The organism is Pseudomonas sp. MF6767 (genome assembly GCF_016405475.1).
GTDB lineage: Bacteria > Pseudomonadota > Gammaproteobacteria > Pseudomonadales > Pseudomonadaceae > Aquipseudomonas > Aquipseudomonas paracarnis.
The window spans coordinates 305,684-329,910 of the sequence record NZ_JAEKCY010000006.1; the positions used below are offsets into that span (position 1 = coordinate 305,684).

At 65.3% G+C, this 24,227-nt stretch carries 2 protein-coding genes; both read left to right on the top strand.

Annotated features, from left to right (window positions below; all coding sequences use genetic code 11):
* Positions 1-111 precede the first annotated feature (111 nt).
* Positions 112-13,023: a non-ribosomal peptide synthetase gene (locus JFT58_RS13180; protein WP_103299382.1), complete on the top strand. Its 12,912-nt coding sequence runs from the start codon at positions 112-114 to the stop codon at positions 13,021-13,023.
* The coding region (locus JFT58_RS13185) for a non-ribosomal peptide synthetase (RefSeq protein ID WP_198834392.1) at positions 13,020-24,227 on the top strand (11,208 nt) is incomplete at its 3' end. The genes JFT58_RS13180 and JFT58_RS13185, both read left to right, overlap by 4 nt.

The window sequence follows — 24,227 nt, forward strand, 5'->3', positions numbered from 1 at the left end:
GGCCCTCGGCTGCGCCCGCTATTTTTTCCTGGGCGCCCGGCACTGCCGATCCAAGCGGCAAAACTGAATACGGACATTCTCGTCAACCGTGAATTATCAGGCAGGTTACCCATGCAGTTCAGCGACTTACTGGCAGCGATCTCCACCCATGCGATCCGTCTGCAGACCGAAGAGGGCGACCTGATCGTCCTGGGCGATGACGAAGCGTTGGACGACGCGCTCTGGGATCAATTGATCGCGCACAAACCCCAACTGTTGCAGTTGGTCGCCGAACATGGCGGTGACTGGCTGAGCCCGGCCTACCGCATCACACCGGACATGCTGGCCCTGGTCAACCTCGACCAGCCGGCCATCGACCGCATCGTCGCGGCGGTCCCAGGCGGCGCGGCGAATGTGCAGGATATCTACCCCCTGGCGCCGCTCCAGGAAGGCATGCTTTATCACCATCTTTCGGCGCAGAAGGGTGACCCTTACGTGCTGCACGCGCAGTTCGTGTTCGACAGCCGCGCACGCCTTGAGGCCTTTGCCGAGGCGTTGCAATGGGTCATCGACCGTCACGACATCCTGCGTACCTCCATGGTCTGGGAGCGCCTGGACGAGCCGCTGCAAGTGGTGTGGCGCAAGGCTGTGCTGGCCTGCGAAGAGGTGCCTCTGGACGGTGCTGACCGCCTCGCTCAATTGCTCGCTCGTTATGATGCCCGCGCTTATCGCATGGACCTGGGCCAGGCGCCGCTGCTGCGCCTGGTATTCGCTGACGACCCGGCCAACCAGCGGGTGGTGGCGATGCTGCTGTTCCACCACACCATCCTTGATCACACGGCCCTGGATGGCGTTCGGCATGAGATCCAGCTGTACCTGGCCGGGCAGCAAGCCCAGGCCCCTGCACCGGTAGCGTTTCGCAGCTATATCGCCCAGGTGCGCCATGGCGTCAGCGAGCAGGCCCATGAGGCGTTCTTCCGCGACATGCTGGCGGATATCGATGAACCGACCCTGCCGTTCGGCCTGCAGGATGTGCAGGGCGACGGCCAAGGGATCGACGAAGTGCGCATCCCCGTCGACAGCGCTCTGAGCCGCCGCCTGCGCAGCATGGCGCGCCCGCTGGGGGTGAGTGTGGCGAGCCTGATGCACCTGGCTTTGGCGCGAGTGCTGGGTGCAGTCTCCGGTCGGGAGGCGGTGGTATTTGGCACCGTGATGCTCGGGCGCATGGGCGCAGGCGAGGGCGGTGAGCGGGCCTTGGGCATGTTCATCAACACCTTGCCACTGCGGGTGGATGTGGGTGAGCAGGGCGTGCGCGCTGCGGTCAAGATCACCCATGAGCGCCTCACGCGCTTGCTCGATCACGAACATGCGTCCCTGGCGCTGGCACAACGGTGCAGCGGCGTGGCGGCGCCTACGCCGCTGTTCAGCGCGATACTCAACTACCGTCACAGCGCCGCCACCGACATGGCGGCGGTGATCGAAGTCGCCGACGGCATCCAGGTGTTGGGCGCCGAGGAGCGCACCAATTACCCGCTGACGCTGAACGTCGATGACCTGGGTGAAGACTTCGCCCTGACCGTGATGGTCGATGCGTCCATTGGCGCGCAGCGGGTTGCGGGTTATCTGCATACGGCCTTGCAAAGCCTGGCCGACGCCCTTGAACAACGACCGGATATGCCGCTCTGCGGCCTGAACATCCTGCCTGACGCTGAACGCCACCATTTGCTGCACACTTTGAATCATTGCCCCACGCATTACGCCGACACCCAACTGATCCACCAGCAAGTCGAAACCCACGCCGCTGCCCAGCCCGATGCCATTGCGTTGCGCTTCGAGCACCACGTCCTGACCTACCGCCAACTCAACGAACGCGCCAACCAGGTCGCCCACGCGCTCCTGGCCCACGGTGTGTGCCCCGACGCGCGTGTGGCCATTTGCGTGGAGCGTGGCCCGCAGATGATCATCGGCCTGCTTGGCATTCTCAAGGCCGGTGCGGGCTATGTGCCCATCGACCCGGCCTATCCCCAGGAACGCATCGCCTACACCCTGGCCGACAGCCAGCCGGTGGTGGTGCTGGTGCAGGCCAACACGGCGCAGCGGGCCGGCGCACTGGCCCGGATCGACCTGGACCACCTGGGCCCGTTGCCCATCTCCAACCCTGGGTTGCACCTGAGCCCGGCCAATCTGGCCTACGTCATCTACACCTCCGGCTCCACTGGCCAGCCCAAGGGCGTGATGATCGAGCATCGCCAGGTCGCACGCCTGTTCAGCGCCACCCACCACTGGTTCGGGTTCAACCCGCACGATGTGTGGGCGCTGTTCCATTCCTTCGCGTTCGACTTTTCCGTGTGGGAAATCTGGGGCGCGCTGATGCACGGCGGCCAGTTGCTGATCGTGCCGCAACTGGTCAGCCGCTCGCCGGATGAGTGCTACGCGCTGTTGTGCGACGCCCAGGTGAGCATCCTCAACCAGACGCCGAGCGCGTTCCGCCAGTTGATCGCGTCCCAGGGCAACAGTGCCCAGTCCCATTCCTTGCGCCAAGTGATTTTCGGCGGCGAAGCCCTGGAACCGGGCATGCTCAAGCCGTGGTACGCACGGGCAGTGAATGCCGGTACGCAACTGGTGAACATGTACGGCATCACTGAAACCACCGTGCATGTGACCTACCGTGCGCTGGAAGCGGCCGACGCGCACTTGGTCGGCGTGAGCCCGATTGGCGTGCGTATTCCCGATTTGCAGTTGTATGTGCTGGATGAGCGCCATGAGCCCTTGCCCCTGGGTGTGGTGGGCGAGTTGTACGTGGGCGGTGCCGGGGTGGCGCGTGGTTACCTCAACCGCCAGGCGCTGAATGCCGAACGCTTCCTTGCCGACCCGGCCACCGGCTTGCGCATGTACAAGACCGGCGACCTCGGCCGCCTGCTGGCCGACGGCAGTGTCGAGTACCTGGGGCGTAACGATGACCAGGTCAAGATCCGTGGTTTCCGTATCGAACTGGGTGAAATCCAGGCGCACCTGGCCACTGCCAGCGGCGTGCGCGATGCGGTGGTGATCGCCCGTGAAGATCAGCCGGGCGACAAACGCCTGGTGGCCTATGTGATCAGCGATGGCGAACTCAACGTGGCCGCCCTGCGTGACCATCTACTGCTGAGCCTGGCCGAACACATGGTGCCCAGCGCCTTCGTGCGCCTGGATACGCTGCCGTTGACCACCAACGGCAAACTCGACCGCAAGGCCTTGCCCGCACCCGATGCCGACGCCGTGGCCCGGCGCGAGTATGCGGCGCCCCAGGGGGCGGTGGAAACCACCCTCGCCATGCTCTGGCAAGACCTGCTCAACGTCGACCGTGTCGGTCGTGAGGACAATTTCTTCGAACTCGGCGGCCATTCGCTGCTGGCGGTCAAGCTGATCGAACGCATGCGCCAGGTCGACCTCAGCGCCGATGTGCGCGTGCTGTTCGGTCAACCGACCTTGGCGGCGCTCGCTGCGGCGGTGGGCGGCCAGCAGACCGTGCAGGTGCCGGCCAACCTTATTCAAGCAGACACGCAGGCCATAACCCCGGACATGCTGCCCCTGGTCGAGCTGGATCAGGCCGCTATCGACCATATCCTTGAGGCCGTGCCCGGTGGCGTTGCCAACGTGCAGGACATCTACGGCCTGGCGCCGCTGCAGGCCGGCATTCTCTACCACCACCTGGCGACCACCGAGGGCGACCCCTACGTGTTGCAGGTGCAGTTGCGGTTTCACGACCAGGGCGCCGTCGACGGGTTTGTCAACGCGCTGCACACGGTGATCGAGCGCAACGATATTCTGCGCACCGCCATCCTCTGGGAGGGCCTGGAAGAGCCGGTGCAAGTGGTGTTACGCCAGGCACCCTTGGTGATCGAACGCCTGGATGCGCTGGGCAGTGATGCACTGGAGCATCTGCAACAGCGTTTCGACCCACGCCACTATCGCCTGGACCTGTCACGCGCCTCGCTGATGCGCCTGGCGTATGCGCAGGACAGCCACGGCTTGGTCGGCATTTTGCTGCTGCACCATATCCTCCTCGACCACACGGCCCTGCACGTGCTGGTCAAAGAGATGAGTGCCAGCCTGCATGGCCACAGCGCACAACTGCCTGACGCGGTGCAGTATCGCAACTACGTGGCCCAGGCCCGCCTCGGTGTCACCCAGGCCCAGCATGAAGCCTTCTTCAGCCAGATGCTGGGCGACATCGACGAGCCGACCCTGGCCTTCGGCTTGCAGGACGTGAACGGTGACGGCAGCGGCATCCATGAAGCGCGCCTGCCGCTGGAGCCTGCGCTCAACCTGGGCTTGCGCGAACAGGCGCGGCAACTGGGCGTGAGCACCGCGAGCCTGGTACACCTGGCCTGGGCCCAGGTGCTGGGCCAGGTGTCTGGCCAGCAGGAGGTGGTATTCGGCACCGTGTTGCTGGGCCGTATGCAGGGCGGCGAGGGCGCGGACCGGGCGCTGGGGATGTTTATCAATACCTTGCCGCTGCGGGTCAGCGTTGGCAGCGTCGGCGTGCAGGCCGGCGTGCGCGCCACCCATGCGCGCCTGGCGCAACTGCTCGGGCACGAACATGCCTCGTTGTCCCTGGCCCAGCGTTGCAGTGGCGTGCCGGGCTCGCTGCCGCTGTTCAGCACCTTGCTCAACTACCGGCACAGCGCAGCCGATGAAGCGCCGGGGGACAACCCCTTTGCCGCTTCCGGTATCGAGATTCTCAGCTCCGAAGAACGTAGCAACTATCCGCTGGTGCTCAACGTTGATGACCTGGGGAGTGGCTTTGCGCTGACGGTGCAAGGCGTCGCGCACCTGGATGTGCAACGCGTGGGTGAGTACATGCTCACCGCGTTGCGCCATGTGGTGAGCGCGCTGCAACATGCGCCGACCACGCCGCTGCAGGCGGTGTCGATCCTGCCGCCTTCCGAGCGTCATCAAGTGCTGGTAGGTTTCAACGCCACCGCCCGGCAATACCCCTCGCAACTTACTGTCTCGCAACTGTTTGAAGCCCAGGCGCTGGCCCGCCCTGAAGCGTCGGCGGCGGTGCAGGGCGAGCTGTCACTGAGCTACCGTGACCTCAATCGCCGTGCCAACCGCCTGGCCCATCATCTGATCAGCCAGGGGGTGCAGCCCGGCGAAAGCGTGGCGATTGCCTTGCCGCGTTGCCTGGATCTGCTGGTCTGCCAACTGGCGATCCTCAAGTGCGCTGCGGTGTATGTGCCGCTGGACGTCAACGCGCCTGTCGAACGCCAGGCCTTCATCGTCAAAGACAGCGGCGCACGCCATGTGCTGGACGACCTGGCGCAGTTGGATCTGGACACGCAGTCGCCCGCTAACCCCGACCCGGCCCAATCCGCGCAGAGCGTTGCCTACATCCTCTATACCTCCGGCTCCACCGGGACGCCCAAGGGCGTGCAAGTGCCCCACCTCGCTATCTCGCGGCTGGTGCTTAACAACGGTTTTGCCGAATTCAATGCCCACGACCGGGTGGCCTTTGCTTCCAACCCGGCATTTGACGCCAGCACCCTCGAGGTGTGGGCGCCGTTGCTCAATGGCGGTTGTGTGGTGGTGGTCGAGCAGGTGCAGTTGTTATCCCAAGCCGCGTTCGCCGAGCTGTTGCGGGAACAGGCGGTCAGCGTGTTATGGATGACCGCCGGGCTATTTCATCAGTACGCCGATGCGTTGATGCCGGTGTTCCGCCAATTGCGCTACCTGATCGTCGGCGGCGACGTGCTTGACCCTCAGGTGATTGGCCGGGTACTCAAGCTCGGCAAACCCCAGCATCTGCTGAATGGGTATGGCCCGACCGAAGCCACCACGTTCTCCACCACGTTTGAGATCACTACCCTTGGCGAGGGCGCTATTCCGATTGGTCGACCGATTGCCAACGCTCAGGCCTATGTACTGGACGCGCGCCAGCAACCGCTGCCCGTGGGTGTGACCGGCGAGCTCTATATCGGCGGTGCGGGCGTTGCGAAAGGCTACTTGAATCTGCCTCAGCTGAGCGCGGAAAAATTCGTCCCGAACCCATTCGGCGATGGCCAACTCTACCGCAGCGGTGATCTGGCCTGCTGGCGAGCCGACGGCAATTTGATGTATCTGGGGCGCAATGACCTGCAGGTGAAGATTCGTGGCTTTCGTATCGAACCCGGTGAAATCGAAGCGTGCCTGTGTGCCTGTGCCGGGATCAGGGACGTTGTGGTATCGGTTCGCGAAGACGAGCCTGGCCACAAACGGTTAGTGGCCTATTACACCGCCGACGCAACGTTGGATATCGCAACCCTGCGAGCTCATGTGCAAGGCCGGTTGCCCGATTACATGGTGCCTTCGGCTTATGTGTGGCTGGCGCAGTTGCCGCTCACCGCCAACGGCAAGCTCGACCGCAAGGCATTGCCGGTACCCGACCAGGCTGCCTTGATCAGCCGTGGCTACGAAGCCCCACAAGGCGAGGTGGAAAGCCTGCTGGCGCAGATCTGGCAGGACGTGCTCAAGCTTGAACGCGTGGGGCGCCATGATCATTTCTTCGAATTGGGCGGGCATTCGTTGCTGGCGGTCAGCCTGATCGAACGCATGCGCCAGGTGGGCCTGAGCGCCGATGTGCGCGTGTTGTTCAGCCAGCCAAGCCTGGCCGCGCTGGCGGCAGCCGTGGGCAGCGGCAGAGAAATCGTGGTGCCCGCCAATGGCATCCCCACCGGCTGCATACAGATCACACCGTCGATGCTGAGCCTGGTGCAACTCACCCCGCAGGCCATCGCGAGGATTGTCGCCAGCGTGCCGGGTGGTGCAGCGAATATCCAGGATATCTACCCGCTGGCGCCGCTACAGGAAGGCATTCTCTACCACCACATCAGCGCCGAGCAGGGCGACCCGTACCTGCTGCAATCGCGCATGGCCTTTGACACTGCCGAGCGCCTGCACGGTTTTATGGGCGCGCTGCAACAGGTGGTGGCGCGCCACGACATTCTGCGTACCGCTGTGGTGTGGGAAGGGCTCGAAAGCCCGGTGCAAGTGGTGTGGCGCACCGCCCAGTTGGGGGTGCACGAGGTGATGCTCGACCCGGCACACGGCGACGTGATGGCGCAACTGCATGAGCGTTTCGATGCGCGTCACTACCGCCTGGACATTACCCAGGCGCCCTTGCTGCGCATGGTCTATGCCCAGGACCCGGCGCACAACCGGGTCGCGGCGATCCTGCTGTTCCATCACCTGGCGCTGGACCACACCGCCATGGAAGTGGTCGGCCAGGAAATGCGTGCCTTTATGTTCAACCAGGCCCAGGATTTGCCCGCCGCCGCGCCGTTTCGCAACTATGTGGCCCAGGCGCGACTGGGCGTCAGTGTGGCGCAGCATGAGCAGTTTTTCCGCGACATGCTCGCCGAGGTTGACGAGCCCACCTTGCCGTTTGGCCTGCAGGATGTGCAGGGCGATGGTCGTGCAATCGAAGAAGCCGAGGTGCACCTGGAAGCGGGCCTGGCCCAGCGTGTACGCCAGCAGGCGCGCCAACTGGGCGTCAGCGCCGCCAGCCTGATGCACCTGGCCTGGGCCCAGGTGTTGGGCCTGGTCTCGGGCCGCGACGAGGTGGTATTCGGCACGGTGCTGATGGGCCGTATGCAAGCCGGCGAGGGCGCAGACCGTGCGCTGGGGATGTTTATCAACACCTTGCCGCTGCGGGTCGATATTGCAGCCGGCGCAGCGCAGGCGGTCAAAGCCACCCATGCACGCTTGAGCGCCTTGCTCGGGCATGAGCATGCGTCACTGGCCCTGGCCCAGCGTTGCAGCGGTGTGCCGACCAGCACGCCGTTGTTCAGCGCCTTGCTCAATTACCGCCACAGCAACCCAGGCGAAATGGCCCGCGACGGCCACGGCATCTGGGAAGGCGTGCAACTGCTGGGCGGTGAAGAACGCAGCAACTACCCGCTGACCCTGAGCGTGGATGACCTGGGCGCAGGCTTTGGCCTGAGCGTGCTGGCCGTGCCGCAAATCGGCGCGCAGCGCCTGTGCGACTACATGCTCAGCGCCGTGGAGCAACTGGTTGCCACCCTTGAGACGGCGCCCCACCGCGCGCTGCGCCAGTTACCGATTCTGCCCGCCGCAGAGCGCGACACGGTGCTGCGCGAGTTCAACGCCACTGCCCACGACTTCCCCCGTGGCCAGACGGTGCACGGTGCGTTTGAGGTGCAGGCCGAGCGCCAGCCCCATCGCATTGCCGTGCAGCAAGGCAGCGAGGCGCTGACGTATCAGCAGCTCAATCAACGGGCCAACCAGTTGGCTCATCACTTGCTGGAACTCGGCGTGCAAGCCGATGACCGCGTGGCATTGTGTTGCCGTCGCGGCCCGCAGATGCTGGTGGGGCTGTTGGGCATTCTCAAGGCTGGCGCGGGCTATGTGCCGATCGACCCGGCGTACCCCGCCGAGCGTATCGCCTACTTGTTGCAAGACAGCGCGCCCGTGGCGGTGCTGGCCGAGACCAGCACGCGGGAGCTGCTGGGGCCCGTCGCCGTGGTCGATCTGCAGGACCCCGGTTGGCAGCGCCACGCCGTCAGCAATCCGCAACTGCCCGCCCTGACGCCCGCGCACCTGGCGTATGTGATCTACACCTCCGGCTCCACCGGCCTGCCCAAGGGCGTGATGGTGGAACACCGCACCGTGGAGAACCTGGTGCATTGGCACTGTGAGGCCTTTGGTCTGACAGCGGTGAGCCACACCAGCAGCGTGGCCGGCATGGGGTTTGATGCCATGGCCTGGGAAGTCTGGCCGGCCCTGTGCGTCGGCGCGACCCTGCACCTGCCACCCGCCGACATCGGCAACGAAAACATCGATGAACTGCTGGCCTGGTGGCTGGCACAGCCGTTGGACGTGAGTTTCCTGCCCACCCCGGTGGCCGAGTACGCGTTCAGCCTGCCCCAGCAGCACCCCACCTTGCGCATCCTGCTGATCGGCGGTGACCGCCTGCGTCAGTTCACCCAGGAGCGGCGCTTTGCGGTGGTCAACAACTACGGCCCCACCGAAGCCACGGTGGTTGCCACCTCCGGCCGCGTGCGGGCCGGGCAGGTGTTGCATATCGGCCGGCCCATCGCTAATGCCACCAGCTACGTGCTGGATGCGCACCTGCGTCCGGTACCGGTGGGTGTGGCCGGTGAACTTTATGTGGGCGGCAGCGGCGTGGCGCGGGGTTACCTGAACCGTCCCGAGCTGACGGCCGAGCGCTTCCTGCAAGACCCGTTCAACCCAGGGCAGATGTACCGCACCGGTGATCTGGTGCGTTGGCTGCCCGATGGCAACCTTGAGTACCTGGGCCGTAACGACGACCAGGTAAAACTGCGCGGCGTGCGGGTGGAACTGGGTGAAATCGAAAGCCGCCTGGCGGCACTGGACGGCATCCGCGAGGCCGTGGTGCTGGTGCGCGAAGGCCGCCTGTTGGCCTGGTTCACCGAACAGCGCCCGCTGCAGATCGAGACCTTGCGTGCGCACCTGCAGGCCCAACTTCCCGAGGCGCTGGTGCCGGTCGCCTACATGCGGGTTGATCAGTTGCCCCTGACCGCCAACGGCAAACTGGACCGCAAGGCATTGCCAGAGCCAGACCAGTGCGCCTTGCTCAGCCGTGAATACCAAGCCCCCCAGGGTGACGTCGAAACCACCCTGGCGCGGCTGTGGGCCGAGGTGTTGCAGGTGGAGCAAGTGGGTCGCCATGACCACTTCTTCGAACTGGGCGGCCATTCATTGCTGGCCGTCAGCCTCATCGAGCGCATGCGCCAAGCCGGCCTCAGCGCCGATGTGCGCGTGCTATTCAGCCAGCCAACCCTGGCCGCGCTGGCCGCCGCTGTCGGCAGTGGCCGCGAAGTGCAGGTGCCGGCCAATCGCATCAGTGCCGGTTGCCAGCGCATCACCCCGGACATGCTGGCCCTGGTGGACCTCGACCAGTCGGCGATCAACCAGGTGGTGGCCCAGGTGCCTGGCGGCGCTGCCAACGTGCAGGACATCTACCCGCTGGCGCCGTTGCAGGAAGGGATTTTCTATCACTACCTCACGGCGGCGCAGGGCGATCCTTACCTGCTGCAATCACACCTGGCGTTTGACGGTGTGGAGCGCCTGCAGGCCTTTATGCGCGCACTGCAACAGGTGATCGACCGCCACGACATCCTGCGCACCGGGGTGGTGTGGGAGGGCCTGGCGCAACCGCTGCAAGTGGTGTGGCGCCAGGCGCAGTTGTGCGTGCAGGAACTGCAACTGGAAGGTGACGTACTCGCCGGCCTGCACGAGCGGTTTGATGCGCGGCGGTATCGCCTGGAGATCAGCCAGGCGCCGCTGATCCGCCTGATGTACGCCCAGGACCCGGCCAACCAGCGCGTGGTGGCGGTGTTGCTCTATCATCATATCGTGTTGGACCACACCGCCTTCGACGTGGTGTTGCGCGAAATGCAGGGCCACCTGTTGGGCCACGCAGCGCCCACCGCCGCGCCAATGCCGTATCGCAACTATGTGGCCCAGGCCCGTTTGGGTGTCAGCGAACAGGAGCATGAGCAGTTCTTCCGCCAGATGCTGGGCGATGTCGACGAACCGACGTTGCCGTTCGGCTGGCAGGACGTGCGCGGCGACGGCAATGCCATCGACGAACACACCCTGCAACTGGACAGCCAGCTCAACCGCCGCCTGCGCAGCCAGGCACGGCTGCTGGGGGTCAGCGCTGCCAGCCTGTTCCATCTGGCCTGGGCGCAGGTGCTGGCCGCGGTATCGGCGCGCCATACGGTGGTGTTCGGCACGGTACTGGTGGGCCGTCTGCAAGGCGGCGAGGGAGCCGACCGCGCTCTGGGCGTGTTTATCAACACCTTGCCGCTGCGCCTGGATATCGACGACCAGGGCGCCCGCGCCGCCGTGCGGGCCACCCATGCGCGGCTGACCGAATTGCTCGGCCATGAACACGCCTCCCTGGCGTTGGCCCAGCGTTGCAGTGGCGTAGCGGCCCCGGCGCCCTTGTTCAGCTCGATGCTCAACTATCGCCATCGCGGCGCCGCCACCCGCTCGGCGGATGCGCAGTTGGCATGGGAAGGCATGCAGACCTTGGTCAATGACGGGCGCACCAATTACCCGCTGACCTTGAACGTGGATGACCTGGGCGACGGCTATGCATTCACCGCCCTGGCCCAGATGGATGCGCAACGGGTGTGCGGCTATATGCATAACGCGTTGAGCGGCCTGGTCGAGGCTCTTGAGCAGGCACCGCACCAGGCGCTGAACCGCCTGCCGGTGCTGGGGCTGCAAGAGCGGCAACAACTGCTGGTGCAGTTCAACGCCACCGAGGTGAACTACAACCTCGACCAGACCCTGCACGGGCTGTTTGAAGCCCAGGTTGTACGTACCCCGCAGGCAGTGGCGGTGAAGGCCGGCGAGCACACCTTGAGCTACCAGCAACTCAATGAACGCGCCAACCGCCTGGCCCATCACCTGCGTGACAGCGGTGTGCGCCCGGATGCACGGGTGGGCATCTGCGTCGAGCGCGGCCTGGACATGGTCGTCGGTTTGTTCGCCATCCTCAAGGCCGGCGGTGCCTATGTGCCGCTGGACCCGGCGTACCCGCCAGAGCGCATCGCCTACATGCTGCACGACAGCGCGCCGGTGGTGGTGCTGGCCCAAAGCGCCACCCGCAGCCTGCTGGGGGACGTGGCGGTAGTCGACCTCGACCACAGCACCTGGCAACACCAACCCGCCATCAACCCGCAAGTACCGGACCTCATTGCCCAACACGCGGCTTATGTGATCTACACCTCCGGTTCCACCGGCCAACCCAAGGGCGTGATCAACGAACATGCGGGGGTGGTCAACCGCTTGTTGTGGATGCAGGACGCCTATAGCCTCAAGGCTCACGATGCGGTGTTGCAGAAAACCCCGTTCAGCTTCGACGTGTCGGTGTGGGAGTTCTTCTGGCCGCTGTTCACCGGCGCGCGTCTGGTGATGGCGCGCCCTGAAGGGCACAAGGACCCGGCGTACCTGTGCGAGGTGATCGCGGCGGAGCAGATCACGACCCTGCACTTTGTGCCGTCGATGCTCGATGTATTCCTGGCCCACGGCGATGTCAGCCAGGCGGCGGGGTTGGTGCGGGTGATGTGCAGCGGCGAGGCCTTGCCGGGCAGCCTGGTGCGGCGTTTCAAGCAGCAGTTGCCGGGGATTGGTTTGTACAACCTGTATGGCCCCACTGAGGCGGCAGTGGACGTGACGGCCTGGAACTGCGCACGGCCCGAGGTGCCGGACAACACCCCGATCGGCAAGCCGATTGCCAACACCCGCCTGTATGTACTCGATGGGCAGTTACAGCCGGTGCCGCTGGGCGTGGTCGGTGAGCTGTTCATCGCCGGCGTGCAAGTGGCGCGGGGTTACCTGAACCGTCCTGAGCTGACCGCCGAGCGCTTCCTCGACGACCCGTTCACCCCCGGGCGCATGTACCGCACCGGTGACCTGGGCCGCTACTTGCCCGACGGCACGCTCGAGTACCTGGGGCGCAACGACGATCAGGTGAAGATCCGTGGCCTGCGCATCGAACTGGGGGAAATCCAGGCGCGCTTGATCGAGCATCCGGCGGTCAAGGACGCCGTGGTCGTCGCCCGTGACCAGCGCCTGGTCGCGTATTACACCGGCGCGCCCACCGATATCGAAAGCCTGCGCGCCCAACTGTTGCAGCACCTGCCTGACTTTATGGTGCCGGCGCTGTTCATGCACCTGGACGCCTTGCCCCTGAGCCCCAACGGCAAGCTCGACCGCAAGGCCCTGCCTGCACCCGGTATGGACGCCTTGCAGGTACGTGAGTACGCGGCGCCCGAAGGCGACACCGAGATCCTCCTGGCCCAGCTCTGGGCCGAGCTGCTCAAGGTGGAACGGGTAGGGCGCCACGACAACTTCTTTGAACTGGGCGGGCACTCGCTGCTGGCCGTGAGCTTGATCGGGCGCCTGCGCCAGGAAGGCATGGAAGCCGATGTGCGGGGCTTGTTCGAACAACCGACCCTGGCCGGCTACGCCGCAATGACCGAACGAATGGAGATCGTCCTGTGAACATCCTCGAGCTGCTGGCAACCCTGAAAACCAAGGATGTGCAACTGGCGCTCAAGGGCGAGCAGTTGTCGGTGAACGGCAACAAGCAAGCCTTGAGCGACCCGTCGATCTTGGCCGCCTTGCGTGAACACAAGCCGGCGCTGATCGAGCTGATCAAGGCCGGTGAATACACCGCGACCAAGGCCGGTGAGGTGCAGGTGCCGGCCAATGGCATCCCGGCCAATGCCGAGCGCATCACCCCCGACATGCTGACCCTGTCGACCCTGAGCCAGGACGAGATCGAGCGTATTGTCGCCACGGTGCAGGGCGGCGTGGCGAATATTCAGGACATCTACCCGTTGGCGCCGTTGCAGGAAGGCATCCTGTTCCACCATGTCAGTGCCGAGCAGGGTGACCCCTATGTGATGCAGTCGCAGTTCGCCTTTGACAACCTTGCGCGTTTCGATGCGTTTGCCCAGGCGCTGCAACGGGTGATGGACCGTCACGACATCCTGCGTACCGGGGTGGTCTGGGATGGCCTGACGCAACCCTCGCAAGTGGTGTGGCGCCAGGCACGCCTGCCGGTGCAAGCCTTGATGCTGGACCCGGCCGATGGCGATATCGCCGCGCAACTGCATGATCTGTTTGATGCCCGCCACTATCGCCTCGACGTCACCCAGGCGCCGTTGCTGCGCCTGGTGCGCGCTGAAGACCCGGCCAACCAGCGCATCGTCGCCACCCTGTTGTTCCATCACATGGCGCTCGACCACAGCGCCCTGGACGTGGTGTGCCACGAAATGCAGGCGTGCCTGTTGGGCCAAGGCGCGGCCCTGGGCCAGGCCGTACCGTTTCGCAACTATGTGGCGCAGGCGCGGTTGGGGATCAGCGAGCAGGAGCACGAACGTTTCTTCCGGCAGATGCTCGGCGATATCAGCGAGCCCACCTTGCCGTTCGGTTTGCAGGACGTGCAAGGTGATGCGCGGGGTATCGCTGAAGTCAGCCTGCCATTGGCGCCGGCACTGGCCCAGCGCTTGCGCGGGCAGGCGCGCCAACTGGGCGTGAGCGCCGCCAGCCTGTTTCACCTGGGTTGGGCCCAGGTGCTGGGGGTGTTGGCCGGCAAGGCCCAGGTGGTGTTCGGCACCGTATTGATGGGGCGCATGCAGGGCAGCCATGACACCGACCGCGCCTTGGGCATTTTTATCAATACCTTGCCGTTTCGCGTGGACGTAGACGCCCAGGACGTACGCACCGCAGTCAAGGCCACCCACGCACGCCTGACCACCTTGCTGCGCCATGAGCACGCGGCGTTGGCCCTGGCCCAGCGTTGCAGTGGCGTGCTCGCGCCGACGCCGCTGTTCAGCGCGCTGCTCAACTATCGCCACAGCGCGCCCGCCGCCAGCGCCGAGGCGGTGTCGGCCTGGCACGGCATCACCCCACTGCGCGCCGAGGAACGCACCAACTACCCGCTGACCCTGAGCGTGGACGACCTGGGTGAGGGCTTCGGCCTGAGTTTGCTGGCCAGCACCCTGGTTGACCCTCAGCGCGTCTGCGCCTACCTGCACACCGCGCTGGAAAACCTGGTGAGCGCACTGGAGCAGGCCCCCCATACCGCGCTTGATCAACTCTCGGTGGTACCCGCTGCCGAACAGCGCTTGCTGCTGGAACAGTTCAACACCACCCAGACCGTTTTCCCCCAAGGCACCACCCTGCATGGCCGCGTCGAAGCCCAGGCCGCGCTCACGCCGCACGCGATTGCCGCTGTGCATCAGGGCCGGCAACTGACTTACGCCGAATTGAACCAGCAAGCCAACCTGCTGGCGCATCATCTGCTGGCGCTGGGGGTCAAGCCCGACGACCGCGTGGCCATTGTCGCGCGGCGCGGCCTCGACACCCTGGCCGGGTTGCTGGCGATTCTCAAGGCCGGCGCCGGTTATGTGCCGGTGGACCCGTCCCACCCGGCCGAGCGTCTCCACTATTTGCTCAGCGACAGCGCGCCGGTGGCGGTACTCACCCAGTATGCGTTGCTGACGCGCCTGCCGGTGCTGGAAGTGCCGGTGATCAACCTGGACCAATTCACCTGGCAGCACCATTCGGCGAGCAACCCCACAATCGCCGTCGGCCCGACGAATCTCGCCTATGTGATCTACACCTCCGGCTCCACTGGCTTGCCCAAGGGGGTGATGGTGGAACACCACAGCGTCGCCAACCTGGTGGACTGGCATTGCAGCGCCTTCGACCTGCGCGCCGGGCGGCATACCGCCAGTGTTGCCGGTTTCGGCTTTGACGCGATGGCCTGGGAAGTGTGGCCGGCGCTGTGTGTGGGCGCCACCTTGCACCTGCCACCGGCCCATGAGGGCGGCGAAGATATCGACGCACTGCTGGCCTGGTGGTGCGCGCAGCCACTGGATGTGAGTTTTCTGCCGACGCCGGTGGCGGAATACGCCTTCAGTCAGAACATCGAGCACCCGACCTTGCGCACCTTGCTGGTCGGTGGCGACCGCCTGCGCCAGTTCGGGCGGGCGCAGCGCTTTGAGCTGATCAACAACTACGGGCCCACCGAAGCCACGGTGGTGGCCACTTCCGGCAAGGTCGAGGCGGGCCAGCCGTTGCATATCGGCAAGCCCATGGCCAATGCCAAGGTCTACGTGCTCGACCCACACCAGCGTCCGGTGCCGCTGGGGGTGGCGGGGGAGTTGTACGTGGGCGGCAAGGGCGTGGCACGCGGTTACCTCAACCGCCCGGAACTAACCGCCGAGCGTTTTGTGCGCGACCCGTTCAACGAAGGACGCATGTACCGCACCGGCGACCTGGTGCGCTGGCTGCCGGACGGCACACTCGATTACCTGGGGCGCAACGATGACCAGGTGAAAATCCGTGGCGTGCGCATCGAACTGGGCGAAATCGAAACCCAGCTCAACCAGTTGCCCGGGATTCTGGAAGCGGTGGCGGTGGTGCGTGAAGAACGGCTGGTGGCCTACTTCACCGAAAACCCACAACTGGACCCGCTGACGGTGGCCCAGATTCGCGCCCACCTGGTGGCGCATCTGCCGGACTACATGGTGCCCGTCGCGTTCATGAAACTCGACGCACTGCCACTGACGGCCAATGGCAAGCTTGACCGTAAGGCCCTGCCGGCGCCGGACATGGCCGCCGTCTTTACCCGCGAGTACGCCGCGCCCCTGGGCGAAATCGAAACCGTGCTGGCGCAGATCTGGGCCGATGTGTTGCAGGTGCAGCGCGTGGGGCGCTATGACCATTTCTTTGAGCTGGGTGGGCATTCGCTGCTGGCCATGCGCATGGTGTCCCAGGTGCGCCAGCGGCTGGGCGTCGAGTTGGCGCTGGGCGACCTGTTTGCCAACGCCGAACTGGCGGCGGTCGCCGAGGTACTGGCCCAGGCCGGTCGCAGCACCTTGCCGGATATCTTGCCGGCCAACCGTGATGAGGACGTGCCGCTGTCCTTCGCCCAGCAACGCCTGTGGTTCCTGGCCTTGATGGAAGGGGCCAACACCGCCTACAACATTCCCATCGGTTTGCGGTTGCGCGGGCAGTTGCATGTGCAAGCGTTGCAACGGGCCCTGGCGCGCATTGTGGGGCGGCATGAAACCCTGCGCAGCCGCTTCGCCCAGCAGGGTGACCAGGCCCAGGTGCTGGTCGTGCCGGCCGAAGAGGTATTGCCGCTGCAAGTGCAGGACCTGCGTCGCCATCCGCAGCCGCAACAGGCCCTGGACGCGCTGATCCACGGCGAAGCTTCGGCACCGTTCGACCTTGAGCGCGGCCCGTTGCTGCGCGGGCGCCTGGTGGTGATGGCCGATGATCACCATGTGCTGTTGCTGACCCTGCACCATATCGTCTCTGACGGCTGGTCCATGGGCGTGCTGACCCGCGAGCTGATGGCGCTGTACCAGGCTTTCAGCCACGGCCACGCCGACCCGCTGCCGCCCTTGCCGATCCAGTACGCCGACTTTGCCGTGTGGCAACGCCTGTGGCTGAGCGGCGAGGTGCTGCAGCGCCAAAGCAGCTACTGGCAACAGGCGTTGGCCGGTGCGCCGGCGTTGCTGACCTTGCCCACCGACCGCCCGCGCCCGGCGCAGCAGGACTACGCTGGCAGCAGCGTCGAAGTGCGCCTGGATGAACGCCTCACCGCCGGGCTCAAGGCCTTGAGCCAACGCCATGGCACCACCTTGTACATGACCTTGATGAGCGCTTGGGCTTCACTGTTGGCGCGCTTGTCCGGGCAGCCCGAGTTGGTGATCGGCACGCCGGTGGCCAACCGCATGCGCACCGAAGTCGAAGGGCTGATTGGCCTGTTCGTCAACACCCTGGCGCTGCGTATCGACACCTCGGGCGAGCTGAGCACCGAGGCGTTGATGGCGCGGGTCAAGGCGCTGACGCTGCAAGCCCAGGCCCATCAGGACTTGCCCTTCGAGCAGGTGGTGGAAATCACCCGGCCGCCGCGCAGCCTGGCCCACAGCCCGCTGTTTCAGACCCTGCTGAGCTGGCAGGACAGCAGCGCGCCGACCCTGGCCCTGGGCGACCTGGCCCTGGAGAGCATTGTCGAGAACAGCCATTTCGCCAAGTTCGACCTGTCGTTGAACCTGGGGGAGGTGCAGGGCAGCATCCTCGGTGCGCTGGAATATGCCGTGGCCCTGTTTGACGAATCGACGATGCAGCGTTACGTCGGTTATTTCACCCGCGTGTTGCAGGCCATGGTCGATAATGACCAGGCGGTGCTGGCGCAGGTGCCGCTGGTGGATGCGCGCGAGCGTCGGCAACTGCTGGTGGATTTCAACGCCACCGCCGTTGAGTACAACCTCGACCAGACCCTGCACGGCCTGTTTGAAGCCCAGGTACTGCGTACACCCCAGGCCATTGCCCTGAAGGCGGGCGCGCAGCAACTGAGCTATGCCGAACTGAACGCGCGCGCCAACCAGTTGGCCCATCATCTGCAAGCCCTGGGTGTGCAGCCCCAGGCGCGGGTGGCGATCTGCGTGGAGCGTGGCCTGGACATGGTCATCGGCCTGTACGCGATCCTCAAGGCCGGCGCCGCCTATGTGCCGCTGGACCCGGCCTACCCGTTGGAACGCATCGCCTACATGCTCCACGACAGCGCGCCGACGGTAGTGCTGGGCCAGTCCACCACCCTCGCGTTACTGGGCGACGTTCCAGTATTAAACCTGGATTCGCCCACCTGGCAGCACCAGCCCACCCATAACCCGCAGGCGGCCAGCGTGGCGGCCTACGTGATCTACACCTCCGGTTCCACCGGCCAGCCCAAGGGTGTGATCAACGAACACCCTGGGGTGGTCAACCGCCTGCTGTGGATGCAAGACGAATACGCGTTGACCGCCAGCGATACGGTCTTGCAGAAAACCCCGTTCAGCTTCGACGTGTCGGTGTGGGAGTTCTTCTGGCCGCTGTTCACCGGCGCACGCCTGGTCATGGCTCGCCCTGGTGGGCATAAAGACCCTGACTACCTGTGCCAGGTGATCGAGGCCGAGGGGGTCACGACGCTGCATTTTGTGCCGTCGATGCTTGACGTGTTCCTGGCCCACGGCGATGTCAGCCAGGCCGCCGGGCTGGTGCGGGTGATGTGCAGTGGCGAAGCCCTGCCGGGCAGCCTGGTACGGCGCTTCAAACAGCAATTGCCGGGGGTTGGCTTGTACAACCTGTATGGCCCCACCGAAGCGGCGGTGGATGTCACCGCGTGGGACTGCGCAGGCGCCGTGGTGCCGGATAACACCCCCATCGGCAAGCCGATTGCCAATACGCGCCTGTATGTACTGGACGAGCAGTTGCAGCCGGTGCCGTTGGGGGTGGTCGGTGAATTGTTTATCGCCGGCGTGCAGGTGGCGCGGGGTTACCTCAACCGTCCTGAGCTGACAGCCGAACGCTTCCTCGACGACCCGTTTACCCCGGGGCGCATGTACCGTACCGGTGACGTGGGTCGCTACTTGCCCGACGGCACTCTCGAGTACCTGGGGCGCAATGATGACCAGGTGAAGATTCGTGGCCTGCGCATCGAACTGGGGGAAATCCAGGCGCGCCTGACCGAGCATCCAGCGGTGCAGGAAGCTGCCGTGATTGCCCGCGAGCAGCGCCTGATCGCCTATTACACCGGCGTGCCGAGCGACGTCGAAAGCCTGCGCGCCCACCTGCTGCAACACCTGCCGGAATTCATGCTGCCGACGAGCTTTATGCACCTTCAGGCGCTGCCGCTGAGCCCCAACGGCAAGCTCGACCGCAAGGCACTGCCGGCGCCGGGCCTGGACGCGTTGAGCGTGCGCGACTATGAAGCGCCCGTGGGTGATACGGAAATCACCCTGGCCGCACTGTGGGCCGAATTGCTCAGCGTGGAGCGCGTGGGTCGGCATGACAATTTCTTTGAATTGGGTGGCCACTCATTGCTGGCAGTCAGCCTGATCGGGCGCATGCGCCGCCTGGGCTTGTCGGCGGATGTGAAAGTGCTGTTCGGCCAACCGACCTTGTCCGCCCTGGCTGCGGCCTTGGGCGGTGGGCGTGAAGTGACGGTGCCGGCCAATCGCATTGCGGCCGATTGCACCCGGATTACGCCGGACATGCTTGCGCTGATCACCCTGGACCCCGCTGCCATCGAGCGCATCGTTGCCAGCATCCCCGGCGGTGCGGCGAATGTGCAGGATATTTACCCGCTGGCACCCTTGCAGGCCGGCATCCTGTATCAGCATCGCGCCGTGCAAGGTGAGGACGCCTATGTGTTGCAGGCGCAGTTTGCCTTCGACAGCCGCCTGCGCCTGGACGCCTTTGCCCATGCCTTGCAGGCGGTGATCCAGCGCCATGACATCCTGCGTTCATCCTTCCACTGGGACGGGCTGGAGGAGCCGGTGCAGGTGGTATGGCGCACCGCCTCATTACGTATTGAAAACGGCTCGGTGCCGCCACGCCTGGACCTCGCCCAGGCACCCTTGATGCGCCTGGTGTATGCCGAGGAGTCGCAGCGGGTGGTGGCGACGTTGCTGTTCCACCATCTGGTGATGGACCACATCGCGTTGGACATCCTGCAACACGAAATGCAGGCCTTCCTGTTGGGCACGCAAGACACCTTGGCCGTGCCCGTGCCGTACCGCAACTACGTGGCCCAGACTCGTCTGGGCGCTGAGGACCACGAGCCCTTTTTCCGCGAGATGCTCGCTGAGGTCGACGAACCCACCGACGTACCGCATCTGGGTGCCGATGAGCGCGTGAAGGTGAATCTCGACCTGGGGTTGAGTCGGCGCCTGCGCAACCAGGCGCGTCAAGCGGGAGTCAGCGCCGCCAGCCTCATGCACCTGGCCTGGGCCCATGTGCTGGGCACGGTCTGCGCCCGTGAACAGGTGGTGTTCGGCACGGTGATGCTCGGTCGCCTGCAAAGCGGCGAAGGTGCCGAGCGCGCCATGGGGGTGTTTATCAATACCTTGCCGCTGCGAGTCGACCTGGGTGAACACTCGGTACTGACCGCGCTGCGTGCCACCCATGGGCGCCTGACCCAACTGCTCAGCCATGAACACGCGCCCTTGGCGCTGACCCAGCGTTGCAGCGGCGTACCCATGGCCACGCCGTTGTTCAGCGTGCTGTTCAACTACCGCCACAGTGCGCCCCAGGCCGGGGGCGTGGCCGAGGCGTGGCAGGGGATCGAGGTGCTCAAGACCGAGGAACACACCCACTACGGCGTGTCGATGAGCGTGGATGACCTGGGTGACGGTTTCAGCCTCACGGCCATGGGGCAGGGGGCCCGACGCTTGGGCGACTACCTGCATAACGCCTTGGTGCAGGTGGTGCAGGCACTGGAAGAACGCAGCGACATCGCCCTCAGTGGTTTGCCGATCCTGCCCCTGGCTGAACGCCAGCAACTGCTTGAGGGCTTCAACGCTACGGCTCGTGCGTTCCCACGTGAACACAGCGTGCAGCAGGTGTTCGAAGCACACGCGCAGGCGCGCCCCGACGCGGTGGCGGTGCTGCACGGCGAACAACGGATAAGCTATGGCGAACTCAACCGCCGCGCCAACCGCCTGGCCCATCACCTGGTCGGCCTGGGTGTGTGCCCCGGCGATAACGTGGCGATCCTGCTGCCACGCTCGGTGGCGTTGCTGGTCAGCCAACTGGCGATTCTCAAATGCGCCGCCGCCTATGTGCCGCTGGACATCAGCGCGCCGGCCGAACGCCAGGGCTTCATGCTGCAAGACAGCGGCGCGGCCTGGCTGTTGACCGGTAGCGACTGCAGCGTGGAGAGCGCGGCGCAGCGCCTGGACCTGGACACCCTGGGCCTTGACTCGCACCCCGACCACAACCCGGGCCTGCCGCAATCCTCGCAGAGCGTGGCGTACATCATGTACACCTCCGGCTCCACCGGCATGCCCAAAGGCGTATTGGTGCCTCACCGTGGCATCACGCGCCTGGTGCTCAACAACGGCTACGCCGATTTCAATCCCTATGACTGCGTGGCCTTCGCTTCGAACCCGGCCTTCGATGCCAGCACCATGGACGTCTGGGGGCCGTTGCTCAACGGCGGTCAGGTGCAGGTGATTGACCACGCCACCTTGCTCGACCCGCTGGCGTTCGGCGCGGCACTCAACGGCGTGACGGTGCTGTTCGTTACCACGGCGCTGTTCAACCAGTATGTGCAACTGATTCCCCAGGCCCTGGCCGACTTGCGTATTTTGCTGTGCGGCGGCGAGCGTGCCGACCCGGCGGCGTTCCGCAACCTGCTGGGGCTGGCTCCGGGGCTGCGCCTGGTGCATTGCTACGGGCCGACCGAAACCACCACCTACGCCACCACTTTTGAAGTGCGCGCCATTGCCGCTGAAGCCGACAGCGTGCCGGTAGGGCGACCCATTTCCAACACGCAGGTCTACGTGCTGGATGCGCAGTTGCACCTGCTGCCCCTGGGGGTGACCGGCGAAATCTGCATCGGCGGCGACGGTGTCGCCCAGGGCTACCTGAACCGCCCTGAGTTGACGGCGGAAAAGTTCGTGCAGAACCCGTTCAATCCAGGCGCCTTGCTGTACCGCACCGGCGACCTCGGACGCTGGACCGCAGATGGCCTGCTGGAGTGCATCGGGCGCAATGACGACCAAGTCAAGATCCGTGGCTTTCGCATTGAGCTGGGTGAGATCGAAGCACGCTTGGCGACATTCTCCGGAATCCGCGAGGGGGTGGTGCTGGCCCGCGAAGACGTGCCGGGGGACAAACGCCTGGTGGCCTATTTCACTTGGGCGGGCGAGCCGGTCGGCATCGAGCCGGTGCGTGCTTATCTGCAGGCGCACTTGCCGGCCTACATGGTGCCGTCGGCCTTTGTGATCCTTGAGCAACTGCCGTTGACGGCCAATGGCAAGGTCGATCGCAAAGCCTTGCCGGTACCGACGTGGGCGGCTTCGGCCAGCGGCACATTTGAAGCACCGGTCGATGCACTGGAGCAGACCTTGGCCCAGCTGTGGGCCGAGGTATTGAAGCTTGAGCAGGTGGGGCGCCATGACAGTTTCTTCGAACTGGGCGGGCATTCCTTGTTGGCAATTCGCCTGGTCAATCGGCTGGACGAGGCCGGGTTGCCGGTGTCGCTGGCCGAGCTGTTCGAGCATGCCAGCGTGGCCTCGGTCGCGGCGCTGCTGCGCCTGCGCGGTGACGACGTGCTACCTGAGACGGCGGTGATCACAGTGCGTAGCCGCGGGGCGCAGGCACCGTTATTCCTGGTGCACGAGTTCAGTGGCATGGACGTGTACTTCCCGGCGCTGGGCCAGCACCTGCCTGGCGATTACCCGATATATGGCCTGCCGGGCCTGGCGCTCGGCGAGGCGCATCTGGACAGCATGGAAGGCCTGGCCGCGCGCATGGTCGGGCTGATTCGCCAGATCCAGCCCCACGGTCCTTACCGGTTGGCGGGGTGGTCCTTTGGGGGTGTGCTGGCCTATGAAGTTGCCATGCAGTTGCTGGGGCAGGATGAGGCCGTGGCGTTTCTGGGCTTGATCGACAGCTACGTGCCGCGCATGACCGACCAGGGCAAGTCACGCTGGAGCGGGCCGGATGCCCTCAAGCGGCATTTGTTGTTGCAGTGCACGGCCTATTGGAAGGCACAGGGAGGTGTGGATGAGCTGGCGAACCTGGAACAACTGGAGGCAGGCCTTGGACAGCTGGACTTTGCGGCTCTGCTGCAACGCTGTCGCGATCAAGGTTTGCTATACGCGCAAATGGCAGCGGCGACGGACGCCGACCTGCTGAGCTTTTTGCAACGGGAAGTCGGGCATGGGCATGCCCTGGCCCACTACAGCCTGTTCCCGCTGCCGATCCCGGTTCACTTGTTCAGCGCCGAGCAGCGGCCTACCGAATTGTCGCGGCGCAGTGCCGCGCTGGGTTGGGACATCGCCCTGGCGCCTGGGCAACTGCGCCAGGTGCAGGTACCGGGGGATCACCAGAGCATGATGCAGGCGCCGCATATCCAGAGCCTTGGCCAGGCCATGAGCCGAGCGCTGGCGGCGAGTACTCCGGTGAGTTGCGCGGCGCACTCACCCTTGCTGCGTATCCAGAGCGGGCGCGCCGGTTATGCGCCGGTGTTCTGCGTGCCAGGCGCGGGAGACAGCGTCACCGGCTTTGTGGGTTTGAGCGAAGCGCTGGGGCGCGACTGGCCGCTGTATGGCTTGCAGCCGCGGGGGCTGGATGGCGAGGCGGTGCCCCATAGCCAGGTGGAAGCGGCGGCCCAGTGTTACCTGGCGGCGCTGGAACAGGAGTGCCCCGAGGGGCCGGTGCATCTGGTCGGGCATTCGTTCGGCGGCTGGGTGGCACTGGAAATGGCGCTGCGCTTGCAGGCAATGGGGCGTGAGGTGGGGTCGTTGACGGTGATCGACAGCGAGTCGCCGGGGCGTGCGGGCAAGGCATATACCTCGACGGCGGCGTTGTTGCGGTTGATCGAGGCGATGCAGTTGGCGGCTGGGAAGTCGCTCGGGATTGATCCTGTGGACTTTGCCGGGCGCGATGAAGTGGCGCAGCGACAAGCGTTGCATGGGGGGATGGTGAGCGTGGGGTTGTTGCCGGCGCGTGCGGCGCTGGAGGCGATGGATGGGCCGGCGCGCACTTACGCGGCGGCGTTGCGCACGGTGTATCAGCCGCAAGGGCGGTATGACGGGGTGGTGCGCCTGGTGTTGGCGCAGGACCCGGCGTTGGATTCGGCGGGGAACCAGCGTGAGCAGGGGGTGATGATCGAGGGGTGGCGAGGACAGGGC